This window comes from Labrys wisconsinensis (assembly GCF_030814995.1).
GTDB lineage: Bacteria > Pseudomonadota > Alphaproteobacteria > Rhizobiales > Labraceae > Labrys > Labrys wisconsinensis.
Window position 1 is genome coordinate 46,303 of record NZ_JAUSVX010000027.1, and the last position, 25,047, is coordinate 71,349.

Sequence of the window (25,047 nt, forward strand, 5' to 3'; positions counted from 1 at the left end):
CCTCGGGGCTACAGGAACCCGATCGAGATCCACGGCACGAAGGTGATGCCGATAAGGCCGAGCAGCAGCATGCCGAGATAGACCCAGATCCGGCGCAGCCCCGCCTCGGGCGGGACCTGCCCGATGATGCAGGCCGCGTAGTAGCAGAGCCCGAACGGCGGCGCGAACAGGCCGAGGCCCATGGCCAGGATCACCACCATGGCATAGTGGACCTCGTGGATGCCGAGCTGGGCGGCGATCGGAAACAGCAGCGGGCCGAACAGCACGATGGCCGGAATGCCTTCAAGGACGCTGCCCAGCACGATGAAGGCGGCGATCGAGATCAGGAGGAAGCCGGTCGCTCCGCCCGGCACGGCGGCCATGGTGGCGGCGAGGTCGTGCGAAAAGCCGGACTGGGTGAGCGCCCACCCCATGGCGCTCGCCGCGCCGACGATGAACAGGATGGCGCCGGAGAGGGAAGCGGTCTGCGTCAACATCGGCAGGACCGCGGACCAGCGCAGGCCGCCGCGGTAGATCAGCAGGCCAACGACCAGAGAGTAAGCGATGCCGATGGTGGAGACCTCGGTTGCCGTGGCCACGCCCTCCACGACGGCGCTGCGGATGACGAAAGGCAGGAGCAGGGCCGGCAGCGCGATGAGAAAGGTGCGGCGGACCAGGGCGAAGGGAGCCCGCGCGACCGGGGCCGCATCGTCCTCGCGGCCGGCCCGCCAGCGGGCGACGAGCGCCAGCACCAGCGCCAGGACCAGGGCCGGAAGGATGCCGGCGGTGAACAGGGCGGCGATCGACACGCCGGTGACAGAGGCGATGGCGATCAGCACGATCGAGGGCGGGATGGTCTCGCTCATCGCCCCGGAGGCGGCGAGCAGCGAGACGAGCTCACCGTCCTTCATGCCGCGCTTGCGCATCTCGGGAAAGAGCACCGGCGCCACCGCCGCCATGTCGGCGGTCTTGGAGCCGGAAATGCCGGAGACCAGCAGCATGGCGCCGAGCAGCACGTAGGACATGCCGGCCCGCACATGCCCCAGGAGCGAGGCGAGGAAGGCGACCATCACCCGGGCCATGCCCGTGGCGTCGACGAGCTGGCCCAGCAGGACGAACAGCGGCACGGCGAGCAGGATCAGGCTGCTCATGCCCTCGTCCATGCGGCCGACGACCACGGTCAGCGGGGTGGAGGTCGTCGTCAGGAGATAGGCGGCCGTCGCCAGGGAAAAGGCGAAGGCGATCGGGATGCCCGCCATCACGCCAAGGCCGAGGAAGCCGACGAAGAAGACCAGCAGGGAGGCCTGGCCCATGGCGGTCAAGGCCGGTGCGCAGGCATAGGCGAGGCCGGCGATCGCCAGCGTCGCCAGAAGGACGCCGACGAGGTCGCGCGGGTCGTGCCGAAGCAATCTGAGGCAGCAGCTGAGGAAGGCGAGGACACAGCCGACGGGGATGGCCAGGGCCCGCACCGACCCGGACCAGCCGAGCGCCGGCGTCTCGACATAGGACTGGTCCTGCACATAGTCGAGGGCAGGGTGGAGCACGATCGCCAGGAACACCGCCACGGCGCCGGCGGCCAGCGTCCCGGCCCAGACCTGGGCCCGGGGCGGCAGCTTCGAGACGAAGAAGGTCAGGCGCATATGGCTGGCGCGCTGGACCGCCAGGGCGCTGCCGAGCATGGCCAGCCAGAGGAAGAGCACGGATGCGAGCTCGTCCGACCAGATGATCGGGCTGCGGAACACCGCCCGGGCGATGATCCCGACGAACAGGATCACCACCTCGGCGACGACGACGATCGCTGCGGGGATCTCGACGATCCAGCGCAGCCAGCGCTCGACCGGCCACTCCCGAGCGCCGGCGCCCGACGTCTGCGGGGTGTATGCCACGGCCGTCATGACAGCTTCCCGACCACGGTTTCGAGCGACGCCCAGACCTCGGCGCCGAACTTGCCGCGCCATTCGTCGTAGAAGCCGGCCTTGGCCAGGGCGTCGCGGAAGGCCGGGCGGTCCGCCTCCGCGAAGACGAGCCCCTTGCCGGTCAGCTTCTCCTTCAGCGAGGCGTTCAGGCTGGCGACATCCGCCCGCTGCTCCAGGCTGGCGCGGTCGAACTCACGCTGGACGATGGCCTTGAGATCGTCCGGCAGGTTGGCGAAAGCCCGGCGGTTGCCCAGGAGCCAGAACGGGTCCCAGATATGGTTGGTCTCGGACACGTATTTCTGCACTTCGTAGAGCTTGCCGGCGTCGATGGCGACGAGGCCGTTCTCCTGCCCGTCGACCAGATGGGTCTGGAGGGCGGTGTAGAGCTCGTTGAAGTTGATCGAGGTCGGGCTGGCGCCGAGCGCCTTGAACAGCGAGGTGAAGATCGGCGAGACCGGCACGCGGATATGGTAGCCTTGCAGATCCGCGGGTGTCTTGACCGGCCGGGCGGCGGAGGTGATCTGCCGGAAGCTGTTGTCGGCGGCCTTGGAGACGGCGATGATGCCGGTCTTCTCGATCTGCGTCCTGACGGTCTTGCCGAGATCGCCGTCCATGGCGGGCCAGACCTGGTCATAGCCGGCGAAAGCGAAGCCGACATTGGTGATCGCCGCGCCGGGGACGACGGTCGACAGCACCGATCCGGAGATGTTCAGGAACTCGATGCCGCCGGTCCGGACCTGGGTGAGCAGGTCCGTGTCGGAGCCGAGCTGGCTCGCGGGGAAGAAGCGGATCTCCAGCCGGCCGCCGCTGGCCTCGCGGATGCGGCCGACGGCCTGTTCGAGGCGGGCATTGATCGGCTGGGCCAGCGATTGGCCGGTGGCGAGCTTGTAGGTGAACTCGGCCGCCTCGGCCGGCCGCGTCCGGATGGCGAACAGCGGAATCGCGGCGGCGGACGCCAGCACGGCGCGCCGGGACAGGCCGCCAGGCGGGTTGATCTTGATCATGATTGTCCTCCCATGGGTCGAATGTCTGCTGGATCGCCCATCGCACGGGCCGGCCTTGGTCGACGGCGGCCAGGGCCGGCAGCGAGGCCGCGGCCGGCGAGACGGAGCGATGGATGGTCGGGCGAGGATGATCTCAGGCGCGCCGGCGAGAGCGAGGGCGGTTCGATCGGCGGCTGACGGAAACGGTGGGCCGGGCAGGCCGCGTCGCCGGCCGGGATGACGGATCTGACAAGGGCATCTCCTCGAACACGGGCTCCGCGGCTCGGCGCAGCGGATGCGTTTCCTTCCGAAGGCCGGTCATGGCCTCCGCCGCGGTCTTGGCTGCCGCTCCTGAGCTTTGCCGGAGACGATATTGGCTCTGTTGGTGAAGGACAATTCAGTTATCTTCCCCAAATATGTAGCAGCCCTAAACGGTGAGGCCATGTACCTTCCCCTGCGCGCCATCAGCGTCTTTCATGCCGTCGCCCGGGCCGGCAGTGTCTCGAAGGCGGCGGCGGATTTGAGCGTCACGCCCTCGGCCGTCAGCCAGCAGATCCAGTCGCTCGAGGTGCATCTCGGCACGTCCCTGATCGCCAAGGTCGGCCGCGGCGTCGTGCTGACCGAAGCGGGCGAGCGCTACTTCGCCATGATCGACGAGGAGATCGAGCATATCGGGGAGGCGACCCAGCGCATCCGCGGATTCCGTTCGATCACGGTGCTGACCGTCCGCGCCACGCCGACCCTGTCCAGCAAATGGCTGCTGCCGCGGCTGAAGTCCTTCCTCGACGCCTATCCCGACATCGAGGTCCGGCTCGACGGCACCAACGAGCCGACCGATTTCAGCCGCGAGGCGGTCGATGTCGAGATCCGGCACGGCGAGGGGCGATGGCCGGGCGTGTTCATCGAGGGCCTGGCGGAAGAGCGGTTCCTGCCGGTGTCCTCCCCGAGCCATTGCGCCGCCGGCAGCCTGACGCCGGCCGAGATACCGCGCCACCGCCTGATCCATTCGGTCAAGTCGCAGGTGCAATGGACCCATTGGTTCTCGCTGACGGGCGTGACCCCGGCGACGCAGTGGCGCCGGGTGTTGTTCGACCGCAGCCACATGGCCATCGACGCCGCCGCGGACGGCATCGGCCTGGCGCTCGAAAGCACGCTGATGATGTGGCGGGAGTTGCAGGAGGGCAGGCTGGTCTGCCCGGTGCGCGACCCGCCGCGCATCAGCGTCACCACGCAGTGGATCGTCTGCCCGTTCGACCAGCTGCGCCAGCGCAAGGTGCGCCTGTTCCTGGATTGGCTGAGGGCCGAGCGCGAGGCGTGGCAGCGGTTGGCCGCGTCCGAGGCAGGCGCGGCCTGACTGTTTAGCAAATCTACGCGATCGCCGCAGAATTCTGAATTGTTCTAAGCAGATTAGCCTCCTAGGGTTTTGCAACGAGGGAGGAAGCGGACTGCCGCCGCCCTGCAGACCAATGGCCGGCCGTCAGGCCGGATCGGGGAAACGTTCAGGCCATGTCGCGCCCCTTGCCGGGGACGGATGGCGGTCCGCCGCCGGGCCCGGCGGGATGGACTGCTGCCATCCCGAGCGAGCGAAGCTCGCCTCCGCTGCCCCGATACCGCCCTCGCGACTCGAAGCCCCTTGCGGACCCCATGCCGTCCTTCGGCGGCGTCCGTCTCGAACCTGGTGGGAAGGATAGACCATGAACCTCTCGAGCCTCTTGTCGGCCCGCGCATCCGCGGGGCGGCCTGTCCGCGTCGGCCTGATCGGTGCCGGCAAATTCGGCTCGATGGTGCTGGCGCAGGCCCAGCGCATCGAAGGGCTGCACGTCGTCGGCGTCGCCGATCTCAATGTCGGCAAGGCGCGCGCCTCCCTGGACAGGGTCGGCTGGCCGGCCGAGCGCTATGCCGCGCGCACGCTGGGCGAGGCGGTGAAGACCGGCATGACCTGTGTGCTCGACGATGCCGGCGCCCTGGCCGCCTGCGACGAGATCGAGTGCATCATCGAAGCGACCGGCCATCCGATCGCCGGCGTCCGCCACGCCCTCGCCGCCATCGAGGGCGGCAAGCACGTCGTCATGGTCAATGTCGAGGCGGACGTGCTGTGCGGGCCGCTGCTGGCGGCGCGGGCCCGGGCGAAGAACCTCGTCTACAGCATGGCCTATGGCGACCAGCCGGCCATCATCTGCGAGCTGGTGGACTGGGTCCGCGCCTGCGGCTTCGAGCTGACCTCGGCCGGCAAGGGCATGAATTTCGAGCCGCGCTACCGCTATTCAACGCCGGACACGGTGTGGGGCTTCTTCGGCTGGTCCGAGGAAGAGGTCGCCAAGGGCGACTTCAATCCGAAGATGTACAATTCCTTCACCGACGGCACCAAGGCGGCGATCGAGATGGCGGCGGTGGCCAACGGCACCGGGCTGGATTGCCCGGATGACGGGCTCGCCTTTCCGCCCACCGGCCTGCATGACCTCGCCCGCGTGTTCCGCCCGGCCGCCGATGGCGGGCGGCTGGCGCGCAGCGGGCTCGTCGATATCGCCGCCAGCCAGGAGCCGGACGGCCGCGAGGTGGTCAACAACATCCGCTACGGCGTGTTCGTGACCTTCAAGGCGCCGAACGAGTATGCCCGCGCCTGCTTCAAGCAGTATGGGCTGCTCACCGACCCGTCCGGCTGGTATGGGTCGATGTGGCGGCCCTTCCACATGATCGGGCTGGAGACCAGCATCAGCGTCCTCTCCGCCGTGCTGCGCGGCGAGCCGACCGGCTCGTCCCGTGAATTCCGCGGCGATGCCGTGGCCACCGCCAAGCGCGACCTGAAGGCGGGCGAGATGCTCGACGGGGAGGGCGGCTATGCCGTCTGGGCCAAGGCCATCCCGGCAGCGAGGAGCCTGGCCGCGGGCGGCCTGCCGATCGGCCTCGCCCACAATGTCAGGCTGAAGCGGCCGGTCGCCAAGGACAGCATCGTCTGCGTCGACGACGTCGAGCTCGAGCACGACCTCGATGTCGTCGCGCTGCGGCAGGAGATGGAGCGGAGCGCCGGGCCGGGTGTCGCCGAGGCGGCCTGACGGGCCGGTGGGCGGGAGGCGCAGCCGGCGCCTCCTTGCCTCGCCCCGGGGCTGCGCTTAGGAAGCGTGTACGAATAAATGCTACGGATAAGACGCGGGCACCCCCTCTCCCGACTGGGAGAGGGGTAGGGGTGAGGGTCTAAACGACTGACTGATGAAGTACTGGACAAGCAATAGGGCGCCGAGAATTCCGCCCCTTTCTGCAAAGTCTAGCCCCTCACCTAGCTGGGAGAGGGGTTCCGCGCTCTACATTGATTCAGTAATTCTCAAGCCGATCTTCAGCGCTTCCTGCGCGTGACCTGGTCGGCGAACACGGCCAGGATGACCACGGCGCCCGTCGCCACGAATTGCCAGAACGAGGGGACGTTGAGCAGCGTCAGGCCGTTGCGCATCGCGCCGAGCGTGATGGCCCCGACCAGGGAGCCCAGGGGGTTGCCTTCGCCGCCGAACAGGCTGGCGCCGCCGATCACCGCGGCGCCGATCGCCTGCAGCTCGAAGCCGCTGCCGCCGATCGGCTCGGCCGCGCCGATGCGGGCGACGAGGATGAAGCCGGCGAGGGCGGAGAGGCCGCCCGACATGGCGTAGACGCAGATCTTGACCCGGTCGACATTGATGCCGGAGAGGCGTGCCGCTTCCTCGTTGCCGCCGACGGCGACGATATGCTCGCCAAGGGCGGTGAAGCGCACCATCAGGAAGGCGACGAGCGCCACCGCGAGCGCGATCAGCACCGGCGTCGGCACGCCCGCGACCTCGCCGGCGAAGACGGCGCGAAAGCCCCGGTCGATGCCGTAGATCGGCTGGCCGTTGGTGTAGATCAGCGCAAAGCCGCGATAGACGCTCATCGTGCCGAGCGTGACGATGAAATCCGGCAGCTTCAGCTTGGCGATCAGCACGCCGTTGAACAGGCCGCAGCCGATGCCGACCGCGATGCCGGCCGCGACCGCGAGCACGATGCCGTGGCCGACCAGGCTCGCCATCACCATGCTGCTCAGGCCGACGATCGAGCCGACCGAGAGGTCGATGCCCTTGGTCATGACAACCAGGGTCATGCCGACGGCGACGATCGCGTTGATCGACGATTGCAGCAGGATCTCCACCAGGTTCGAAGGCTGGTAGAAGCTGCTCGACAGCGCGGCGAAAACGGCGAAGAGCAGCACGCAGCCGACGGCGACGCTCGCCTTGCGCACCCGGTCGAGGCCTCGGCCGGCCGCGCCGGTGCCCGCCGGCGGCGCGGGGACGGCGGTCGTGCGGGGAGCAGTGTCGGACGTCATGGGCGTCAATCCTCTCCCGAGGCGGCTCTGACGAGCGAGGCCTCGGTCACGGTGTCGTCGGTCTCGATGATCCGGATCAGGCGGCCGTCGCGCATCACCCCGATCCGGTCGCACAGCATCAGGAGCTCCGGAATCTCGGAGGAGACGACCAGCACGCTCGCGCCCCGTTCCGCCAGGCTCCGAAGCAGCGCATGGATCTCGGTCTTGGCGCCGACGTCGATGCCGCGCGTCGGCTCGTCGAACAGGAACACGTCGGCGCCGCGCGCCAGCCAGCGGGCGATGACGACCTTCTGCTGGTTGCCGCCGGAGAGCAGCCGCACCGCCGTCGCCGCCCGTCCGGGCCGGATCGACAGCTCGCGGATGAAGCGGTCGACCACGGCCCGCCGCGCGGCGCCCATGATCAGGCCGAACCGGGACAGCCGGCCATAGCTCGCCAGCCCGATATTGCGCTCCACGTCCATCATCGGCACGAGGGCGTGGCCGCGGCGATCCTCGGGGATCAGGGCGATTCCGGCGGCGATCGCGTCGGCCGGGCCGCGCAAGGCCACCGTCCGGCCGCCGATCGCGATCGAGCCGCCGCGGAGGGGATCGGCACCGAACAGGGCGCGGACGAGCTCGGTCCGCCCGGAGCCGACCAGGCCGGCCAAGCCGAAGATCTCGCCTTTGTGCAGCGTCAGGTCGACCGAGTGCAGCTTCTCCGTCGACAGGCGGGAGGCGCGCAGATACGGCGTCGTCATCGTCCCGGCCGGGCGCGGCCGATCGGTGCGCTGCAGCGCCCGGGCGAGCTGGCGCCCGGCGATGAGGCTGTTCAGCTCGTCGGCGTCGAAGTCGCGCGGCGTCCCGCAGGCCACGACGCTGCCGTCGCGAAGGACGGTGATGCGATCGGCGATCTCATGGATCTCCGGCATGCGGTGCGAGATGTAGATGACGCCCTTGCCCTGGCTCTTCAGGCGGCGGATCGTGGCGAAGAGCCCGTCGCGCTCGGCCGGCGTCAGGCTCGATGTCGGCTCGTCGAAGGCGATGATGCGCCCGCCGCGTGCCAGGGTCCGCGCGATCTCGACGACCTGGCGCTCCGCCATGCTCAGGGAGGAGACGCGCGCGCTCGGGGAGAGGTGCGGCGCGATGCCGGCGAGGATCTTCGCGGCCTCGCGGCGCAGCTTTGGCCGGCCGAGCAGCGCGAGGCCCGTGGCCTGGCCGAGGAAGATGTTGCCGGCGACCTCGATCTGCGGGACCAGGCTGAGCTCCTGGCTGACCAGGCCGATGCCCATCGCCAAGGCGTGGCGCGGGCCGGAGACGACGACGGGGCCGATGCCCTCGAGGACGATGCGGCCGCTGGTCGGCTGCATGGCGCCGAACAGGATCCGCATCAGGGTGGACTTGCCCGCCCCGTTCTCGCCGAGGAGCGCGTGCACCTCGCCGGCTCGCACGTCGAGGTCGACGCCCTTCAGCGCCTGGACGCCGGCGAAGCTCTTGACGATCCGCTCCATCCTCAGGATGGCGGGCGGCGCCGTCTGCTCGGCGCAGACGGCGGCCTGTGGCGAGGAGCCGGCCACGCGTCAGTTCTGGAAGGCGGGCGGGTTGGGGAACCGGCCGACATTCTCGGCCGAGATCACCGCCTGGGGCGAGACGATCCAGGGCGGGATCGGCTGGCAGGCGAGGAGGCGCAGCGCCATCTGCACGGACAGGACGCCCTCGTCGAAGGGGAACTCCGCCACCGTCGCGCGCATCTCGCCGTTGGACACGGATTTCTTGGCCTCGCTGATGCCGTCGGTGCCGACGACCGCGACCTGCTTCTCCAGCTTGGCGTTGGCCACGGCCTCGAACACGCCGAGGGCCATGCCGTCATTGTTGGCATAGACGCCGACGAGCTTCGGGTTCTGCCGGAGGATGTTGCTGGTGGCATTGAGCGCGGTCAGCCGGTCCCAGTCGCCCGGCTGGCTGGCGACGAGCTTGAGGTCGGGATACTTCTTGAGCGTCTCGGTGAAGCCCTGGATGCGCTTGCGCGCGTTGGGCGAGCCGGCCTGCCCCTCGATCTGGGCGACCTCGCCGCCGCCGGGATAGAGCGAATGCAGGAAGTCCGCCGCCTTGGAGCCGATGGCGACCTGGTCCGTGCCGACATAGGTGCTCGCGCCTTCGGTCCGGGCGTCGTCGATGACGATCGTCGGAATGTTGAGCGCCTTGGCGGATTCGACCACCGGCGCGAGATTGGTGTCCGACTGCGGCGACAGCAGCAGGGCGTCGGGCTTCTGGGACAGGACGGTCTGCGCCAGGTTGAGCTGGTCGACCAGCGAGGACTCGTCCTTCGCCGCCTGAATATCGACCTTGATGTTATATTTGCCGGCTTCGGACTGCACGCCGGCTGCGACGCCCTGCCAGAATTCGTTGATCAGCGTCTTGGTGACATAGGCGAAGCGCAGGTCCCGCTTCGGCGCCGGCACCGCGCCGAACTTGGCCTCCACGGCGGAGGAGTCGATGCTTTCGGCCGTGCCCGTGGGATAGGCGGCGCAGCTGTCCGCCGCATGGGCGGCGGAAGCCATGACGACGAGCGCGGCCGTCGTCATCGCGAGCCTGCTTCGGGTGGTGTTCATGTCCGTCTCCTCCGATGGTGTGCGTCACGCTTCTGGCTGCGTGTTTCTGCTGCGACGCCGGTTCCGGCCGATGGGTGGCGCGCCCGAACGATGTCCTGACGAAGCCCGGCCGCCACGTCATTCCCGGCCGTTCGCCCCGGCGAGCCCGTATCGGGTCGGACCGCGGCCTTGCGGCGGAGCGCTTCGCTTGCGGACGAAGCCTTGTCGGAGAGGGAGCCTATGGGGAGAGTTTGTGAAGTACAATTCAGATTTTGTTCGCAACCGTGAAGTCACGCTAAACATCGGTGTGCCGGGGCGCGGGACGCGTGCGGAGGGCTCAGCCGCGCCGCACGGCGAACAGGGCCGCGGCGAGCGTGCCGGCGGCGGCCAGCGGCCAGGGAAACAGCAGCGTCCAGCCGCCGAGCAGCATGAGATAGGCGGCCGATCCGTGGGTGAAGACGAAGTCGACGATGCCGCCGCCATAGGCGAGGTCGTCGAGCTCGAACTGGCCGAGGATGTCGCGGATCAGCAGGCTGTAGAGGCCGCCGGCGAGGAAGAGCGTGCCGCCGGCGAGGCCCGGCGCCATGACGACGAAGCGCAGCGCCGCCGGCCAGGCCCGCGCGAGGCGGCGGCCGATCCAGGCGGCGATCGCGCCGGCGAGGACGGCGCCGGCGACCAGCACCGCGAGGGCGCACCAGGCGCGGGCGGTGAGGGCCTGCTCGATCTCGACGGTGCGCAGCACCAGAGCGGCGCCCAGCAGCGCGCCGTAGCCGAGGCCGAAGGCCGGGGCGAAGGGCAGGGACGCCAGCCTCATTCCCGGCCCGCGTCCGCCGCCTCGGCCGCGGCCGGCAGGGCGAGGTCGGCGGTAAAGCCGAGATAGCGCCGCTCGGCGCCGCCGTGCGCCGGACGCTCCATGCCGACGATCACCGCCAGCACCGGCGGCTTGCCGGTGCGCGGCAGGAGCCGCACCTCCGTCACCGCATAGCCCGTCGGGCATTGTCGGTCCGGCGGCGGGTTCTTCTCCTTGTAGAGCGTGCGCAGGACCGTGCCCTTGCCATCGAGCAGCCGGATCGCGAGCGCCTTGACCTTGGCGCCGGTCGCCTCGCAGCCGGCCGCCTGGACCGACGCGATGTCCAGCCTGAGGGTGAGCGGTCCGAGGCCCGGCGCCTCGAAGCCGACCTGCGCAGCCGCGGGATCGTTGGGATCGCCGGAGGCCCGGGCCGCGACGGTGCCGGGCGCGCCGACTTGGAACTGCGCCAGGGCGCGGCTCGCCGCGGTATAGACCATGGAGCGGGCGCGCGCCTGCGGCGCGTCGCCGTCGACGATCGAGGCGGCGAAGGGCGAGCCGCCCACGGGCCGGCCCGTGGCGGTGGCGAAAATGGTCAGCTCGGAATAGGGCGCGCTGGCGCCGTTGAGCCAGCCGAACTGCTCGAAGGCGAAGGCCGAGCCGTCCTCGGAGAAGCCGAGCACGGCCAGCCTGGTCGGCTCCCGCGCCCAGCCCGGCGCCGTGGCGAGCGCCAGGGAAAGCAGGGGGAGGAACAGGCGCCGGCGCATCATTCGACCTCGACGGCCGCATGCTACGCGGCAGACCTTGCCAAAGCGCCAACGGCGCAGGCGGCTGCCGTTCAGACGGTGAGGACGGACTGCGCGGCCGCACGGATCGCCGCGATATTGGCGGCATAGGCCGATGGACCACCCCGGAACACGGCCGATCCCGCCACCAGCACGTTGGCGCCGGCGGCCACCACCTGCGGCGCCGTGTCGGGAGCGATGCCGCCGTCGACCTCGATGTCGACCGGCCGCCCGCCGAGCATGGTCCGCACCGCAGCGATCTTCGGCAGGATCGCCGGGATGAAGGCCTGGCCGCCGAAGCCCGGATTGACGCTCATCACCAGGACGAGGTCGACGAGGTCGAGCACATAGGCGATGGCGCTTTCCGGCGTGCCCGGGTTGAGGGCAACGCCCGCACGCTTGCCCAGCGCCCGGATCGCCTGCAGCGAGCGGTGCAGGTGCGGCCCGGCCTCGGCATGGACGGTGATGGTGTCGGCGCCGGCCTTGGCGAAACCCTCCAGGTAGGGGTCGGCCGGCGCGATCATCAGGTGGGCGTCGAGATGGGTGCGGCAATGCGGACGCAGCGCCGCCGCCACGCCGGCGCCGAAGCTCAGGTTCGGCACGAAATGCCCGTCCATGACGTCGAAATGGATCCAGTCCGCGCCGGCCGCCTCGAGGGCGCGCACCTCTTCGCCCAGCCGGGCATAGTCGGCGGAGAGGACGGACGGCGCGATGATCAGGGGACGGGGCATGGCGGGGATCCGGTGACACGGCAGGAGCTAAAGCGCCTTGCGATTTGGCGGAATCGCCAAGCATCGCAAAGACGCGTCGAAACAAAGAGTTAGAGCAAAGCAGCGTTTCCGTCCAAACGCGCTTTGCTCTAGCACGCGGGCGGCGGCGGCGGAAGCCGGCATCCCCGCGGCGGACCGTCAGCCGCCGACGAAGCGGTCGCGCCAGGCCGGCTGGCTGCCCGGCTGTGGCAGGGGCCGCGCCTCGTGCACGGCCCGAGCACAGGCGCGCGCCAGCGTTGCGGCAGCGGCGCTGCCGATGGCGATCATGTCGTGCACGGGATCGGCGAGCGGCCGATGCCCGGTGGCGGCCGCGAACACCGTGTCGCCGTCGAGCGGGGTGTGCACGGGGTGGAGGGCCCGCGCCAGGCCGTCCTGGGCCATGACCGCGAGGTGCCGGGCCTGCGCCTTGGTCAGCACCGCGTCTGTCGCCACCAGGGCGATGGTGGTGTTTTCCAGCCGGCGCGACTTGGTCTGCGGCCTGTGCGCGTCAGCCGGGAAGGGCTGCGGCAGGCCGAGGCCGCCGAATTCGTCCGCCTGCTCCCACGGCGCGGCCCAGAAATGCGGGCCGTCGGCCACCGTCGCGCTTCCCAGGGCGTTCACGGCGACGATCGCGCCCACGGTGAAGCCCCCGGCCCGGGCCGAGGCGGAGCCGAGACCGCCCTTCCATGTCGCCGTGGTGGCGCCCGTGCCGGCACCGGCCGTGCCCAGCGCAAAATCGGCGCCGGCCGCCCGCGTCGCCTCGAAGCCGAGGTCGCGATAGGGGGGATAGCGGCCCCAGGCCTTGTCGCCGCCGTTGAGGAGATCGAACAGGATGGCGGCCGGCACGATCGGCACCCGCATCGGGCCGACGGCGAAACCCCGTCCCGCCTCGGCCAGGCAGGCCATCGCCCCGGCTGCCGCGTCGAGGCCGAAGGCCGAGCCGCCCGAGAGCACGATGGCATCGACCGCCTCCACCAGGCGTTCGGGCTGGAGCAGATCGGTCTCCCGGGTGCCGGGCGCGCCGCCGCGCACGTCGACGGACGCGACGGCCGGCCTGTCGAACACGATGGCGGTGACGCCGGAGCCGAGGGCGAGGTCCTCGGCCTGGCCGACGCGGACGCCGCTGACGTCGGTGATGAGGTTGCGCATGTCCTGCCTCCTGCGGTGCGGCGCCGCAGGCCAGAAGGGCACCATGGCCGGTTGGTCGTCAAGACGGGCCGGCACGGCTCCGGGACAGGCCGGATGCTGCGGGCGTCGCCCATCACGGCCGATCACGAGATGATGATGCCGCGGCTGAAACGCTTGGAGCGGGGACGCGGGCGCGCTAAGCAGCCCGGCGGCGTTCCCCTGGATCGATCATGGCCGACATCACGCTTCCCGCCGTCTTCCTTGCCGGCCTCGCCTCCTTCCTGTCGCCCTGCGTGCTGCCGCTGGTCCCGCCCTATCTGACCTATCTCACCGGCACGACCCTCGACCGGCTCGCCGCGGACAGTGTCGATGCCGGCGTGCGCCGCCGCGCCATCCTGGTGGCGGCGCTGTTCGTCGCGGGCTTCGCCACGGTGTTCGTGATCCTGGGCGCCACGGCCTCGGTGTTCGGCCAACTCGTGCGCCAGCACCTCGACCTGCTCGGCACGATCGCCGGCATCGCCATCATCGTCATGGGCCTGCATTTCCTCGGCCTGTTCCGCATCGGCTTCCTCTATCGCGAGGCCCGGTTCCAGGGGCCGACCTCCACCGGCCTGTGGAGCGCCTATGCGATGGGCCTGGCCTTCGCCTTCGGCTGGACCCCCTGCATCGGGCCGGTCCTGGCCACGGTCCTGGCGGTGGCCGGCCGGGAGCAGAGCGTGGGGCAGGGGGCTTTCCTGCTTGCGCTCTATTCGGCCGGGCTCGGCGTGCCGTTCCTCGCCGCCGCCTTCGCCATGGGTCCGTTCGTGCGCTTCCTCAAGCGCTTCCGCGCCCATCTCGGCACGGTGGAGAAGGTGATGGGCGGGGTGCTCGTCCTCGCCGGCATCGCCTTCCTCACCGGGGCGACGACCAACCTGTCCTACTGGCTGCTGGAGACGTTCCCGGCGCTCGGGCTGGTGGGGTAGGGCGAGGCGGCGCCGTCTTCCGCGAAAGGCTGGGGAAGCCGCTCAGCCGCGGCAGCGAGGGCCGCTCGCCGTCCTCGATCGCGAAAGAGGACGTCCTCGATCACGAAGGAGGGCGCCGCGAGAGGAAATCACCTCCAGGACAGGGCCTCCTTTCCCTGCACGCGATGGTGGTCGATGCCCAAGGTCCTGATTCCTGTTCTCATTCTTTCTGCCCTGATCGGCTGGTCCTCCGCCCGCGCGGGGGAGGCCGCACGGCCATGCCATGTGTCCGCGCTGCAGCCGGGCGGCCGGGATAGTCCGGCTGCGGAGACGTATTCCGTCGGTGCGCGTCCTCTCGCGGTGGCGGCGCCGGAGCGCGGCGGCGTCATCGACGCCACGCTCTGGTATCCGACGGGATCGTCCGGTCGGCGCGTCGTCGTCGGTGACGATAGTCCCCTGTTCCAGGGCACTCCGGCCCTGGCGGACAGCGCGATCCGCGAAGGGTGCCGGCCCCTCGTGGTGTTGTCGCAGGGCGGGCTGCGGTCCGGCCCGAACATCGGCGCCTGGATGGCGTCGCGCCTGGCGGCGAAGGGCTTCGTGGTTGCGATGCTGCGTCAACCCGATCCGAGACATCTGACCGAAGCGCAGACGTTGCCCGAAATCTGGCTGCGCCCCGCCGACATCTCGGCGGCGCTCACGGCCATTCTGGGAAACGCCGATCTTTCAAGGCATATCGATCCCGATCGGATCGGCGTGCTCGGCTACCAGATCGGAGGCACCGCGGCGCTTTCTCTTGCCGGAGGGCGTCTGGATGCGGCGAGCGTCCAGGCTTCCTGTGACGCAGGCGGCGTTGGTGTCGACTGCGGGAGATTCCGGAAAGCCGGCCTGGATCTGCGCACCATCGATGCGGAACGGCTCGGCCGCCCGAATGCCGATGCGCGCATCCGGGCGATCGTCGTCGTCGATCCCGAGTTCAGTCGCGACTTCACCCGGGCAAGCCTCGAAAACATCTCCATCCCGGTCAGCCTCGTCAATCTGGGCAGGCCGGAGGCCCTCTGGCCCGGTCTCGACGCTCAAGGACTGACCCGCTCGATCCGGCAGGCCCGCTACGACGCGATGCCGGACGCGACGCAGTTCAGCGCCTTTCCCTTGTGCAAGCCCGGCGCGGCCGACATCCTGCGCTCGGACGGCGAGGAAGCGATCTGTGATGATCCCCTGGGCGGGCGCGGTCGCGGGCAGATCCATGACGCGCTTGCGCAGAGGGTTGCGGCAGCCTTCCGCTCGAGCTTCTGACGCCCGATAGGGAAAAGCCGCCGCGGTCGTCCGGGCGCTGCCCCGCCGCAGGCTTCGCAAGCCGCATCGGCAGCGGCGCGCTCGATCATCGACGTTCGATCAGCACCATCCTCAGAAAATCGAGAACGCGGGCGTCCAACGCGTTCTCCGCTCCGCCTTCCCGATGCGAGCAGCGAAGTCCCTGCAAGGACTGACGGTCCAGCCACAGGGCCAACTGGACGCCAATCACGGTCTTGCCCGCCACGATCTCGACTTGCGACCAGGCGAACTTCCGGCCCTCCATTTCTCGCAGAGAGAGGGCGAGCGGCGGACTATGAGCCTCGACTTCCACCTGCGAGAAGAGGTCCCGGCGCTCGTTCATGACGCTGGCAGCCTGCCAGAGACTCAATTGTCCCAGAGGGAAACGAAGCGGATCGGTCAGGGCGTCGACGTCGAGCGCGCTGTCCGTCGGAGCCCGCCGACGGAAGAGGGTGCATTGGAGCGTATTGGCAGCGCAGCCTTCTCCTCGGCATGCGAAAATCAGATCCGTCTCCGATCCCGGGGATCCGGACGTTGCTGAGCTGATCGTCCAGCCGGGATAGTCCCGGTTCGGGACCTTGGCCTGGATCGGCGTGCTCATCAGGAGGAGGCATGCGAAGATGAATGGACGTCTTCGAGGCGGCATATGCCCCTCCGGGATTGCCATCGGATCGAGACGGCGCGCCTCGCCCGCCAGCCCATAAGAAAAGCCCGCCCCGTTGCCGGGGCGGGCCTCGTCGGGAAGAGATCGCCGATCAGTTCTGGAAGTAGGTGATCTTGCCGTCGTCACCCTTCTTCCAGGTGTACATGACGTAGTCGACGGTGGTGCGGTCACCCTTCTTGTCGTAGGAGATGTCGCCGATCACGGTCTTGAAGACCTTGCCCGAATGCATGACGTCGGCGAGCTTCTTGGGGTCGGAGGACTTGGCTTCCGCCGCTGCCTGGGCGAAGATCTGCATGGCGGCGTAGGAATAGAGCGTATAGCCTTCCGGCTCGAAGTTCTTGGCCTTGAACTTGGCGACGACGTCAGCCGCGGCCGGGTTCTTGCGCGGATCGGGGCCGAAGGACATCAGCGTGCCGATGACGCCGTCGCCGCCGATGGTGGCGAACTCGTCGGAGGTGATGCCGTCGCCGGACATCATCACGGTCTTGAGGCCCTGGTCGCGCATCTGGCGCACGATCAGACCGCCCTCCGTGTGCAGGCCGCCCCACATCAGGATGTCGGCGCCCGACGCCTTGATCTTGGAGACCAGGGCCGAATAGTCCTTCTCGCCGGTGTTGACGCCCTCGTACAGCACTTCCTTGATGCCGTCGGCATTCATGAAGCCCTTGGCGGCGTCGGCCAGGCCCTGACCGTAGGTGGTCTTGTCATGGGCGATGGCGATCTTCTTGCCGGCGAAATTCGCCTTGGCATAGTCGGCCCAGAGCTTGCCCTGCTGGTCGTCGCGGCCGCAGGTGCGGAAGGCGTCCCACAGCCCACGTTCCGTCACCTTCGGGTTGGTGGCCGAGGGGGTGATGAACAGGATGCCGTTCTCGGCATAGACTTCGGAGGCCGGGATTGTGACGCCCGAGTTGAAGTGGCCCACCACCAGGGTCACGCCGTCGCCGACGAACTTGTTGGCGACCGAGACGCCCTGCTTGGGATCGGAGACGTCGTCGCCGGTCTCCAGCACGATCTTCTCGCCGTTGATGCCGCCGGCGGCGTTGATGTCTTCCACCGCCTGCTCGGTGCCGTTCTTGAGCTGGGCGCCGAAAGCCGCGTTCGGGCCGGTGATCGGGCCGGCCACGCCGACCTTGATCTCGGCATGGGCCACGCCGCCGAGGGCGAGGCCGGCAACCAGCACGGCGCTGGTCAACCAAAGTTTTTTCATGTGGTTCTCCCTGATGGTAACCGGAACCGCGGAAACGGCGCCGGGTCTGGCGGAAGCAATCACGCCTAGCCGTTCATTCTGCTCAGTTTGGCGTCATTGTCATCCGGATTCATGAAATTCGTCTGATGTTGCCTAACCTTGCCGTCAGCGCTTCGAGCGCCAGGCAAAGGGTCCCGCCGGCTCGAACAGCCACGTGTATTTCGACACCATCTGCTTGACGCGGGTGTAGCGGTAGCCGATGGCGCCGATGGCCTGGACGACGACGAGGTCGACCAGGAAATAGTGCGGGGACAGGAGCGTGCCCTGGAACAGGGCCATGTGGATGAAGCGCACCGCGGCGGCGAGGATGACGAGATAGACCGCCAGGATGTAGTAGGGCCGCCAGGTCTGGGCGCAGGCGCGGCCGGTCATCCAGGCTCCGGCGCCGCCGAGGATCACGGTGACGAGCAGGAACAGCCAGGCGGAGGGCTCCTCGTAGATGATGCCCTGCATCAGTGCCTCCCGCCCTCGAGATAGGCCGCCCGCACCTCGGGGCGCGCCAGCAATTCCTGCCCGCTGCCCGACATGGTGACGACCCCGTTGACCAGGACATAGCCGCGATGGGCGAGCTTCAGCGCGTGGAAGGCGTTCTGCTCGACCAGGAAGACGGTGAGCTTCTGGCTGCGGTTGAGCTCGCGGATCGCATCGAAGATCTGCCGGACGATCAGCGGGGCGAGGCCGAGCGAGGGCTCGTCCAGCATCAGCAGCCGCGGCCGGCTCATCAGCGCCCGGGCGATGGCCAGCATCTGCTGCTCGCCGCCGGACAGGGTGCCGCCACGCTGGGCCACCCGCTCCTTGAGGCGGGGGAACAGGGTGAACATCGCGGCGAGGTCCTCCTCGAAATGGGCGTAGCCGTCGATGGCGGCGCCCATCTGGAGATTCTCCATCACCGTCATGCGCGGGAAGATGCGCCGGCCCTCGGGCGACTGGGCGATGCGCAGGCGCGCGATCTCATGCGTCGCCAGGCGGGTGATGTCGCGGCCCTCGTAGTGGATCTGGCCGTTGCGGGCGCGCGGCGAGCCGAAGATGGTCATCATCAGCGTCGACTTGCCGGCGCCGTTCGCCCCGATCAGCGTGACGATCTCGCCCTCGTGGACGTCGATGTCGACGCCCTTGAGCGCGATGATGTTGCCGTAATAGGTCTCGACGCCTCTGACCGACAGAAGGGGCGTGCGGAGTGCCTCGCTCATAGTCCGACCTCCGCCTCGACCTTCTCCACCTCCTCGTCGTCGACACCGAGATAGGCGGCAATGACCTTGGGGTCGTTGCGCACCTCGTCGGGGGTGCCGTCCGAGATCTTGGTGCCGTAGTCGAGCACCACGACATGGTCGGAGATCTCCATCACCACCGACATGTCGTGCTCGATCAGGAGGACCGAAGTCTCGTGCTCGGTCCGGATGCTGCGCAGCAGCCGGTTGAGCTCACCGCTTTCGCGCGGGTTGAGGCCGGCAGCCGGCTCGTCGAGGCAGAGCAGCACCGGCTCGGTGCACATGGCGCGGGCGATCTCCAGGCGGCGCTGGTCGCCATAGGGCAGGTCGCCGGCCGCGTCGTCGGCGCGGTGGATCAGGTCGATCTTGTCGAGCCAGTACTTGGCCCGCTCGATCGCCGCCCTTTCCGCGCTGGTATAGATCGGCAGGCCGAAGATACCGAGGATGGAAAAGCCCGAGGCCTTCAGCAGCGGATTGTGCTGGGCGACCAGGAGGTTCTCCAGCACGGTCATGCCGGAGAACAGGCGGATGTTCTGGAAGGTGCGCGCCACCCGCGCCTTCTGCGACACTAGGAAGTCCGGCATGCGCTCCAGCAGGAAGAGCCGGTCGGAGCCGGGCGGGCTGGCGCGGCCGGTCCGGGTCGTCAGCGCCTCGAGCCCGCCCCAGACCGAAGGGTCGCCGTGGCGCAGGGCGATGCGGCCCTCTGTCGGCTTGTAGAAGCCGGTGATGCAGTTGAACACCGTGGTCTTGCCGGCGCCGTTCGGGCCGATCAGGGCGGTGATGTCGCCGCGGCCGACCTGGAAGACGAGGTCGTTGACGGCGATGAGGCCGCCGAAGCGCATGGTGAGGTGGTCGACCTTGAGGATGGGGTCGTCGATCCAGCGGGCGCTCATCCGTGGCCCTCCTTCACGAGGTCGGCGGACACGGTTTTTCGTTCCTTCAGGAAGGCCGTCGGCGTGCGGTGCGAGATCAGGCCGCGGGGTTTCCACAGCATCATCACCACCATGCCGGCGCCGAACAGCAACGCACGATACTTGGTGGGGTCGAAGTCGGCGCCGAAGATCTGCTTGAGGAAATCGAGCTCACGCAGGAACTCGAAGCCGCCTTGCAGGACGAAGGCGGCGATGACGACGCCGACCAGGCTTCCGGAACCGCCGAGAACGACGATGGCCAGGATCGTCGCCGATTCGGTGAAGACGAAGCTCTCCGGCGAGATGAAGCCCTGCCGCGCCGCGAAGAAGGCGCCGGCGAAGCCACCGAACATGGCGCCGATGGCAAAGGCCGTGAGCTTGGTCTTGGTGGTGTTGATGCCCAGCGACCGGCAGGCGATCTCGTCCTCGCGCAGGGCTTCCCAGGCCCGGCCGATCGGCAGGCGGCGCAACCGCAGCGTCACCGCCGCGGTGACCAGCGCCATGGCCAGGATCAGGTAGAACAGGAAGATGGTGCGATAGATCGGTGAGAAGGGCAGGCCGAAGAAGGCGGCGAAGCCGCTGTCGGATGCGTTGAAGGGCAGGCCGAAGAAGGTCGGCCGCGGGATGCCCGAGATGCCCTCGTAGCCGTTGGAGAAGTCCTTCCAGTTGATCAGCACCAGCCGGACGATCTCGCCGAAGGCGAGGGTGACGATGGCGAGATAGTCGCCGCGCAGGCGCAGCACGGGGAAGCCGAGGATCACGCCCCAGAAGGCGGCCAGGATGCCCGAGAGCGGCAGCAGGATCCAGAAGGACAGGCCGAACTGGGTGGACAGCAGGCCATAGGAATAGGCACCGACCGCGTAGAAGGCGACATAGCCGAGATCGAGCAGGCCTGCGAGGCCGACCACGATGTTCAGGCCCCAGCCCAGCATGATGTAGATCAGGATCTGGATGCCGTAATTGTCGATCCATTTGATCGAGCCGCCGGGGCCGTGGATCGCCAGCATCACCAGGGGATAGGCGATGACGGCGCCGAGCAGGACATAGCCGGTGGCCGGTTGCCGCAGCACCGCGCCGATGCCGGCGCCGAAATCGCGGGCGATGGCCTTGCGCCGCTCCGTGAAGAAATCAGCGGCCACGGCGATGATCACGCCGATGGCGACCAGCGCGGTGCGGGCCTTCAGCGAGACCTGATCGTCGGCGTTGAGCACCTCGAAGGCGCCGTAGAGCGCCACCGCGATGCCGGCCAGCGAAATCAGCCACCAGCGCCGATCGCCGATGAAGGACAGCACGAAGCGCCCGAACATCACGACGAACACCAGCCAGAGCAGCAGTGGAATACTCGTGGTCAGGATCAGCTTGTTGGAGATGTCCTGGACCGTGACGAGGCCCACGGTCGGCAGGAACAGGCCGAGGGCCAGGAGGCCGGCAATGCCGGCCCGCCTGAGGGCACCGTAGACGTCCGCAGCCGCGCCGGCGACGGGTTGATCGTCCAGCGTCTTGATCACACCTTCCCTGCTCATGATCAGACCTTCTCGACTTCGGGTTTGCCGAGGAGGCCCTGCGGCAGGAAGATCAGCGTGATGGCGAGAATGGAGAAGGCGGCGACGTCCTTGTAGTCGATGGAGAAATAGGCCGACCACATGGTCTCGACCAGGCCGATGAGGATGCCGCCGAGCACCGCACCGGGCAGAGAGCCGATGCCGCCGAGCACCGCCGCCGTGAAGGCCTTCACGCCGGGCACGAAGCCGTCGGAGAAAGTCACGACCCCGTAATAGGTGAGGTAGAGGACGCCGGCCACCGCCGCCAGGGCCGCGCCCATGACGAAGGTGAGGGAGATCGTCTTGTCGACGTCGACGCCGAGCAGGGCCGCCATCTTGCGGTCCTGCTCGCAGGCGCGCTGGGCCCGGCCGAGCGGCGTCTTGGTGACGAGATACCAGAAGCCCGCCAGCAGCACCCCCGTCACCAGGAAGATGATGATCTGCTTGTAGGAGATCACCGTGTCGAAGGTCTCCGAATGCATCACGGTGATGGTCTGGGAGAACATCGGCGGGATCGCCTTGTTGCGCGGCCCCTGCGCCACCTGGACGAAGTTGGACAGGAAGATCGACATGCCGATGGCGGAGATCAGCGGCGCCAGGCGGAAGGAGCCGCGCAGCGGCCGGTAGGCCACGCGCTCGATGGTCCAGCTCCACAGGCCGGTGACCGCCATGCCGACGATCAGCACCACCAGGAGCGCCAGCGCCACCGAGGCGATGCCGAGCCAGGTGGTGAGCAGCAGGAAGGCGATCAGCGCGATGAACGCGGACAGCATGAACACGTCGCCGTGGGCGAAGTTGACCATGCCGATGATGCCGAAGACCATCGTGTATCCGATGGCGATGAGTCCGTAGATGGACCCGAGAGTCAGCCCATTGATGAGCTGCTGGACGAACACTTCGACTTGCATCGTCGACGGACTTTCCCCTTGTGAACGCCGCCGGTTTTATGCCCGCATCCGCGTCCCTTCGCGGGACGGTTCTTGATGCGGGGAAAGCGGTCGTTCGGACCCGAACCCCTCTTAGCAAGGGGTTTGGAATGTGACAATCGCGCGGCAGCGTTCACTTGTCAAAAGAACGATTTGAGACGGTTTTTACGGCAATGCATTCGAAAAATGGGCGGCGAACACTGGTTCGGCGCACAAAGATTTCGCAGCGGGCCTTTTCATGACATGCCGGCCTGCGATTTCTCGGCCAAGCTCAAGCAAAAGGCTTGCATGCTAGCAGTGTTCGCGCCGTGCCAGGGCCCGCAATTCATGCCCTGCCAAGTCGTTCCGGCGGAATGTGCGGGAAAAACGGCGCATACGGGATAGACATCCCGAAATCGTCCGGACCGGCGCACGGCGGCCGCCGGCGCGGTCACGCGATTGTGCGCGCCAGGGTCAGCGCCTCGGGCGTGTCGACGTCGAAGACCGGCCCCTCGCCGTCGACGGCGATCTCGACGACCGCGTCGGCATGCGCCTTCAGGATCTGGCGCGCGCCGGAATCGCCCTGCAACGCCTTGAGCTCGTCGAAGAAGCGCCGGGCCCAGAGCACCGGGTTGCCGCGCCGGCCGGCGACGCTCGGCAGCGCCACCAGCGCGCCTCTGGCCGGCTCGAAGGCGGCGATCAGCCGGTCGATCAGCGCGGCGTCGACGCCCGGCATGTCGCCGAGGCAGATGACGGCCGCGTCCGCTTCGGCCGGCACGGCCGCGATGCCGGTGCGCACCGAGGTCGACATCCCCTCGGCGTAATCGGGATTGGCGGCAAAGCGCACGTCGAGGCCGGCGAGGGCGGCACGCACCGCCTCCTCCTGGTGGCCGGTGACGACGATGACGGGCCGCGCCCGCGAGGCGAGGGCGTTCTCCACCGCGATGCGCACCAGCGGACGCCCGCCGACCTCCTGCAGGAGCTTGTTCGGCCCGCCCATCCGGGTCGAGCGGCCGGCGGCCAGGACGACGGCCGCGACCGCCGGCATCTCCGCCTCCACCGTGCCGGCGCGGGGCTGCGGCCGCGTGACGATCTCCATCAGGAGGCCGCCGACGCCGAGGCCGGTAATGTCCTGGCGCGTGATCGGCAGGCCGGCCAGGAGGCGATGCAGCACCCAGTCGAAGCCGTTCTCCTTCGGGCTGCGGGCGCAGCCCGGCGCGCCCAGCACCGGCCTGCCGTCGAGCTCGCCGAGGAGCAGGAGATTGCCCGGGTCGACCGGCATGCCGAAATGCTCGATGCGCCCGCCCGCCGCCAGCAGCGCCGCGGGGATCACGTCGCGTCGGTCGGCGATGGCGGAGGCGCCGAAGACGATGGTGAGGTCGGCCGTGCCGATGCCGCGCAGGCCCGCGCTCAGGGCGGCGGTCTCGTGGGCGACGCGCGTCTCCGCCACGATCCGCGCACCCGCCGGCGCCAGGCGCTCCTCGAGCGTGCGCAGCGTCTTGGCGACCACGCTGTCCTTGAGGCCCGGCAGCAGCGTCGAGACCACGGCGACGTCGAGCGGCCGGAACGGCGCCACCGTCAGCACGGGCGCGCCGAGGGCGGCGAGGGCGTCGTCCAGCACCGGCCGGTCGACGGCGAAAGGGATGATCTTCACGGTGGCGATCATCTCGCCGGGCTCGACCGCGACGAAGGCGGGCAGGGTGGCGAGCGTGATGGCTTCGTGCACCCGGTTGAGCGCGTCGATGCGGGCACGGTCGACGACCAGCACGCCCGCCACCTCGGCGAAGAGGTTGGCGCGGCCGGTGAAGGCGTCCTCGACGTGCACGCCGCCGTCGGCGACGCGGGCGGCGATGCGGGCGGCGGCCTCGTCCTCGGTGACGTCGCCGGCCTCGAGCCGCGACACGACGATCTCGGCGACGCCCTCGCGCCTGAGCGCCGCGACTTCGGCCGGACCGATGCGCGTGCCCTTGCGCAGCACCAGCTCGCCCTTGCGGATCGAGTGGACCGCGACGCCCTCCAGGGCATCCTCGACGGGAACCGGCCCAAAGAACATCAGGCTGCCCGCGCCTGCTTCTCGCCGCTCTCCAGGCGCAGCGCCGCGGTGATCTCGGCGACGATCGAGACGGCGATCTCCGCCGGGCTGATGGCGCCGATGTCGAGGCCGACCGGGGCGTGGATGCGCGCCAGCGCCGCGTCGGAGAAGCCGGCCGCCCTCAGCCGCTCGAGCCGCCGGGCATGGGTCTTCCGCGAGCCGAGCGCCCCGATATAGAAGCAGTCGCGGCTGAGGGCATGCGCCAGGGCCGGATCGTCGATCTTCGGGTCGTGGGTCAGGGCGATGAAGGCGGTGTAGCGGTCGACGCCGAGCGGGGGCAGGGCGACGTCGGGCCATTCCGCCACCAGGGTGACGTCGGGAAAGCGCTCGGGCGAGGCGAAGGCGGTGCGGGGGTCGACGACGATCGGCTCGTGGCCGAGCAGCCGGGCGAGCGGCACCAGCGCCTGGCTGATATGCACGGCGCCGGTCATGACGAGCTTCACCGGCGGCACGTGGACGGTGAGGAAGAAGCGCCGGCCGTCCAGCGCCACCATGGCGGACTTGCCCTTGCGCAGCTGCTCGGCGACCGCGGCGGCGAGGGGATCGCCGGCGGCCGCCTCGTGCACGACCCGCTCCTCGCCGGTCTCGACATCGGTGACCAGCACGATCGGCCGGCGCGCGGCGCGCGCGGCGTTGACGGCCTTGAGGGTGGCGAGCTTCATCTAATCCACCTTCTCGACATAGACGCGGATGGTGCCGCCGCAGGACAGGCCTACCCGCCAGGCGGTTTCGTCGGCGACGCCGAATTCCAGCATCCTGGGCTCGCCCGAGCCGATCACGTCGACCGCCTCGGTCACGACGGCGCCTTCGACGCAGCCGCCCGAGACCGAGCCGAGGAAATTGCCGTCCTCGTCGATGACGAGGCTGGAGCCGACGGGGCGCGGGGCCGAGCCCCAGGTCTCCACGACGGTGGCGATGGCGACGCCCTTGCCGGCCTCGCGCCAGGCCTCGGCCCGGGCCAGGATGTCGGTATCGGATGCAAGGTCCATGGGTGATCTCCTTGTCTGCCT

The 25,047-nt window shown here is 69.1% G+C and carries 23 protein-coding genes; 4 read left to right on the top strand and 19 right to left on the bottom strand.

Translation table 11 applies throughout. The annotated features are described in order from the left end of the window. Positions 1-8 precede the first annotated feature (8 nt). Positions 9-1,874, bottom strand: coding sequence for a TRAP transporter large permease (locus tag QO011_RS39445; protein WP_307285257.1), 1,866 nt, complete (start codon positions 1,872-1,874; stop codon positions 9-11). Next, positions 1,871-2,899 (bottom strand): TRAP transporter substrate-binding protein, encoded by a 1,029-nt coding sequence (locus QO011_RS39450; RefSeq protein WP_307285260.1) that lies wholly within the window; start codon positions 2,897-2,899, stop codon positions 1,871-1,873. Before QO011_RS39450 ends, QO011_RS39445 begins: the two co-directional genes overlap by 4 nt. A 421-nt stretch (positions 2,900-3,320) precedes the next feature. Between QO011_RS39450 and QO011_RS39455 the strand changes: the two genes are divergently transcribed. After that, positions 3,321-4,232 (top strand): LysR substrate-binding domain-containing protein, encoded by a 912-nt coding sequence (locus QO011_RS39455; protein ID WP_307285263.1) that lies wholly within the window; start codon positions 3,321-3,323, stop codon positions 4,230-4,232. 340 nt (positions 4,233-4,572) lie between these two features. Then, positions 4,573-5,931 carry an NAD(P)H-dependent oxidoreductase gene (locus tag QO011_RS39460; protein ID WP_307285266.1) on the top strand — a complete coding sequence of 453 codons (1,359 nt, stop codon included), beginning with the start codon at positions 4,573-4,575 and terminating at the stop codon, positions 5,929-5,931. A 278-nt stretch (positions 5,932-6,209) separates the two neighbouring features. Here the strand turns inward: QO011_RS39460 and QO011_RS39465 are convergent, their stop codons facing one another. The 7 genes from QO011_RS39465 to QO011_RS39495 all read right to left on the bottom strand — a co-directional run bounded on the left by QO011_RS39465 (position 6,210) and on the right by QO011_RS39495 (position 13,239). After that, entirely contained in the window at positions 6,210-7,202 is a 993-nt protein-coding gene (locus QO011_RS39465) for an ABC transporter permease (RefSeq protein ID WP_307285269.1), read from the bottom strand. Between the two features lie 5 nt (positions 7,203-7,207). Continuing rightward, on the bottom strand, positions 7,208-8,755 hold the full coding sequence (locus QO011_RS39470) for a sugar ABC transporter ATP-binding protein (RefSeq protein WP_307285272.1): 1,548 nt from the start codon (positions 8,753-8,755) through the stop codon (positions 7,208-7,210). A 3-nt stretch (positions 8,756-8,758) separates the two neighbouring features. Next, positions 8,759-9,790, bottom strand: a complete 1,032-nt coding sequence (locus QO011_RS39475; RefSeq protein ID WP_307285275.1) for a sugar ABC transporter substrate-binding protein — start codon at positions 9,788-9,790, stop codon at positions 8,759-8,761. Between the two features lie 316 nt (positions 9,791-10,106). After that, positions 10,107-10,583 (bottom strand): hypothetical protein, encoded by a 477-nt coding sequence (locus QO011_RS39480; RefSeq protein WP_307285278.1) that lies wholly within the window; start codon positions 10,581-10,583, stop codon positions 10,107-10,109. Beyond that, positions 10,580-11,326: a DUF2259 domain-containing protein gene (locus tag QO011_RS39485; protein ID WP_307285280.1), complete on the bottom strand. Its 747-nt coding sequence runs from the start codon at positions 11,324-11,326 to the stop codon at positions 10,580-10,582. Before QO011_RS39485 ends, QO011_RS39480 begins: the two co-directional genes overlap by 4 nt. A gap of 68 nt (positions 11,327-11,394) precedes the next feature. Next, positions 11,395-12,072, bottom strand: coding sequence for a ribulose-phosphate 3-epimerase (rpe, locus tag QO011_RS39490; protein ID WP_307285283.1), 678 nt, complete (start codon positions 12,070-12,072; stop codon positions 11,395-11,397). Between the two features lie 177 nt (positions 12,073-12,249). Beyond that, positions 12,250-13,239: a P1 family peptidase gene (locus QO011_RS39495; protein WP_307285284.1), complete on the bottom strand. Its 990-nt coding sequence runs from the start codon at positions 13,237-13,239 to the stop codon at positions 12,250-12,252. Positions 13,240-13,448: 209 nt separating this feature from the next. Here QO011_RS39495 and QO011_RS39500 point away from each other — a divergent pair, with 209 nt between their 5' ends. Together QO011_RS39500 and QO011_RS39505 are read left to right on the top strand one after the other, a co-directional pair. Further along, positions 13,449-14,180, top strand: coding sequence for a cytochrome c biogenesis CcdA family protein (locus QO011_RS39500; protein WP_307285286.1), 732 nt, complete (start codon positions 13,449-13,451; stop codon positions 14,178-14,180). 174 nt (positions 14,181-14,354) lie between these two features. After that, on the top strand, positions 14,355-15,452 hold the full coding sequence (locus QO011_RS39505; protein WP_307285289.1) for an alpha/beta hydrolase family protein: 1,098 nt from the start codon (positions 14,355-14,357) through the stop codon (positions 15,450-15,452). An 85-nt stretch (positions 15,453-15,537) separates the two neighbouring features. Here the strand turns inward: QO011_RS39505 and QO011_RS39510 are convergent, their stop codons facing one another. The 10 genes from QO011_RS39510 to QO011_RS39555 all read right to left on the bottom strand — a co-directional run bounded on the left by QO011_RS39510 (position 15,538) and on the right by QO011_RS39555 (position 25,026). Next, positions 15,538-16,071 (bottom strand): hypothetical protein, encoded by a 534-nt coding sequence (locus QO011_RS39510; protein ID WP_307285293.1) that lies wholly within the window; start codon positions 16,069-16,071, stop codon positions 15,538-15,540. A 154-nt stretch (positions 16,072-16,225) separates the two neighbouring features. Further along, positions 16,226-17,341, bottom strand: coding sequence for a branched-chain amino acid ABC transporter substrate-binding protein (locus QO011_RS39515; RefSeq protein WP_307285296.1), 1,116 nt, complete (start codon positions 17,339-17,341; stop codon positions 16,226-16,228). Between the two features lie 144 nt (positions 17,342-17,485). Then, entirely contained in the window at positions 17,486-17,833 is a 348-nt protein-coding gene (locus tag QO011_RS39520) for a DUF6867 family protein (protein WP_307285299.1), read from the bottom strand. Then, positions 17,833-18,570, bottom strand: coding sequence for an ABC transporter ATP-binding protein (locus QO011_RS39525; RefSeq protein ID WP_307285301.1), 738 nt, complete (start codon positions 18,568-18,570; stop codon positions 17,833-17,835). Before QO011_RS39525 ends, QO011_RS39520 begins: the two co-directional genes overlap by 1 nt. Further along, positions 18,567-19,481, bottom strand: a complete 915-nt coding sequence (locus QO011_RS39530; protein WP_307285304.1) for an ABC transporter ATP-binding protein — start codon at positions 19,479-19,481, stop codon at positions 18,567-18,569. Before QO011_RS39530 ends, QO011_RS39525 begins: the two co-directional genes overlap by 4 nt. Continuing rightward, a complete protein-coding gene (livM, locus tag QO011_RS39535) occupies positions 19,478-21,022 on the bottom strand; it encodes a high-affinity branched-chain amino acid ABC transporter permease LivM (protein WP_307285307.1) in 1,545 nt (514 codons plus the stop codon). Before livM ends, QO011_RS39530 begins: the two co-directional genes overlap by 4 nt. Positions 21,023-21,024: 2 nt before the next feature. Then, a complete protein-coding gene (locus QO011_RS39540; RefSeq protein WP_307285309.1) occupies positions 21,025-21,948 on the bottom strand; it encodes a branched-chain amino acid ABC transporter permease in 924 nt (307 codons plus the stop codon). A gap of 448 nt (positions 21,949-22,396) precedes the next feature. Beyond that, positions 22,397-23,998, bottom strand: a complete 1,602-nt coding sequence (locus QO011_RS39545; protein ID WP_307285312.1) for an NTP transferase domain-containing protein — start codon at positions 23,996-23,998, stop codon at positions 22,397-22,399. Next, positions 23,998-24,699, bottom strand: a complete 702-nt coding sequence (locus tag QO011_RS39550; RefSeq protein ID WP_307285315.1) for an XdhC family protein — start codon at positions 24,697-24,699, stop codon at positions 23,998-24,000. Before QO011_RS39550 ends, QO011_RS39545 begins: the two co-directional genes overlap by 1 nt. Further along, on the bottom strand, positions 24,700-25,026 hold the full coding sequence (locus tag QO011_RS39555) for an XdhC family protein (RefSeq protein WP_307285318.1): 327 nt from the start codon (positions 25,024-25,026) through the stop codon (positions 24,700-24,702). It lies immediately after the preceding gene. Positions 25,027-25,047 lie beyond the last annotated feature (21 nt).

Excerpts from the sequence above, each read along its gene's own strand:
- QO011_RS39465 (WP_307285269.1), bottom strand. The coding sequence starts at position 7,202 with ATGACGTCCGACACTGCTCCCCGCACGACCGCCGTCCCCGCGCCGCCG.
- QO011_RS39555 (WP_307285318.1), bottom strand. The coding sequence starts at position 25,026 with ATGGACCTTGCATCCGATACCGACATCCTGGCCCGGGCCGAGGCCTGG.
- QO011_RS39460 (WP_307285266.1), top strand. The coding sequence starts at position 4,573 with ATGAACCTCTCGAGCCTCTTGTCGGCCCGCGCATCCGCGGGGCGGCCT.
- QO011_RS39500 (WP_307285286.1), top strand. The coding sequence starts at position 13,449 with ATGGCCGACATCACGCTTCCCGCCGTCTTCCTTGCCGGCCTCGCCTCC.
- QO011_RS39450 (WP_307285260.1), bottom strand. The coding sequence starts at position 2,899 with ATGATCAAGATCAACCCGCCTGGCGGCCTGTCCCGGCGCGCCGTGCTG.
- livM (WP_307285307.1), bottom strand. The coding sequence starts at position 21,022 with ATGAGCAGGGAAGGTGTGATCAAGACGCTGGACGATCAACCCGTCGCC.
- QO011_RS39480 (WP_307285278.1), bottom strand. The coding sequence starts at position 10,583 with ATGAGGCTGGCGTCCCTGCCCTTCGCCCCGGCCTTCGGCCTCGGCTAC.
- QO011_RS39515 (WP_307285296.1), bottom strand. The coding sequence starts at position 17,341 with ATGAAAAAACTTTGGTTGACCAGCGCCGTGCTGGTTGCCGGCCTCGCC.
- QO011_RS39505 (WP_307285289.1), top strand. The coding sequence starts at position 14,355 with ATGCCCAAGGTCCTGATTCCTGTTCTCATTCTTTCTGCCCTGATCGGC.
- QO011_RS39485 (WP_307285280.1), bottom strand. The coding sequence starts at position 11,326 with ATGATGCGCCGGCGCCTGTTCCTCCCCCTGCTTTCCCTGGCGCTCGCC.
- QO011_RS39550 (WP_307285315.1), bottom strand. The coding sequence starts at position 24,699 with ATGAAGCTCGCCACCCTCAAGGCCGTCAACGCCGCGCGCGCCGCGCGC.
- QO011_RS39510 (WP_307285293.1), bottom strand. The coding sequence starts at position 16,071 with ATGAGCACGCCGATCCAGGCCAAGGTCCCGAACCGGGACTATCCCGGC.
- QO011_RS39475 (WP_307285275.1), bottom strand. The coding sequence starts at position 9,790 with ATGAACACCACCCGAAGCAGGCTCGCGATGACGACGGCCGCGCTCGTC.
- QO011_RS39525 (WP_307285301.1), bottom strand. The coding sequence starts at position 18,570 with ATGAGCGAGGCACTCCGCACGCCCCTTCTGTCGGTCAGAGGCGTCGAG.
- QO011_RS39520 (WP_307285299.1), bottom strand. The coding sequence starts at position 17,833 with ATGCAGGGCATCATCTACGAGGAGCCCTCCGCCTGGCTGTTCCTGCTC.
- QO011_RS39455 (WP_307285263.1), top strand. The coding sequence starts at position 3,321 with ATGTACCTTCCCCTGCGCGCCATCAGCGTCTTTCATGCCGTCGCCCGG.
- QO011_RS39545 (WP_307285312.1), bottom strand. The coding sequence starts at position 23,998 with ATGTTCTTTGGGCCGGTTCCCGTCGAGGATGCCCTGGAGGGCGTCGCG.
- QO011_RS39445 (WP_307285257.1), bottom strand. The coding sequence starts at position 1,874 with ATGACGGCCGTGGCATACACCCCGCAGACGTCGGGCGCCGGCGCTCGG.
- rpe (WP_307285283.1), bottom strand. The coding sequence starts at position 12,072 with ATGCCCCGTCCCCTGATCATCGCGCCGTCCGTCCTCTCCGCCGACTAT.
- QO011_RS39495 (WP_307285284.1), bottom strand. The coding sequence starts at position 13,239 with ATGCGCAACCTCATCACCGACGTCAGCGGCGTCCGCGTCGGCCAGGCC.
- QO011_RS39540 (WP_307285309.1), bottom strand. The coding sequence starts at position 21,948 with ATGCAAGTCGAAGTGTTCGTCCAGCAGCTCATCAATGGGCTGACTCTC.
- QO011_RS39530 (WP_307285304.1), bottom strand. The coding sequence starts at position 19,481 with ATGAGCGCCCGCTGGATCGACGACCCCATCCTCAAGGTCGACCACCTC.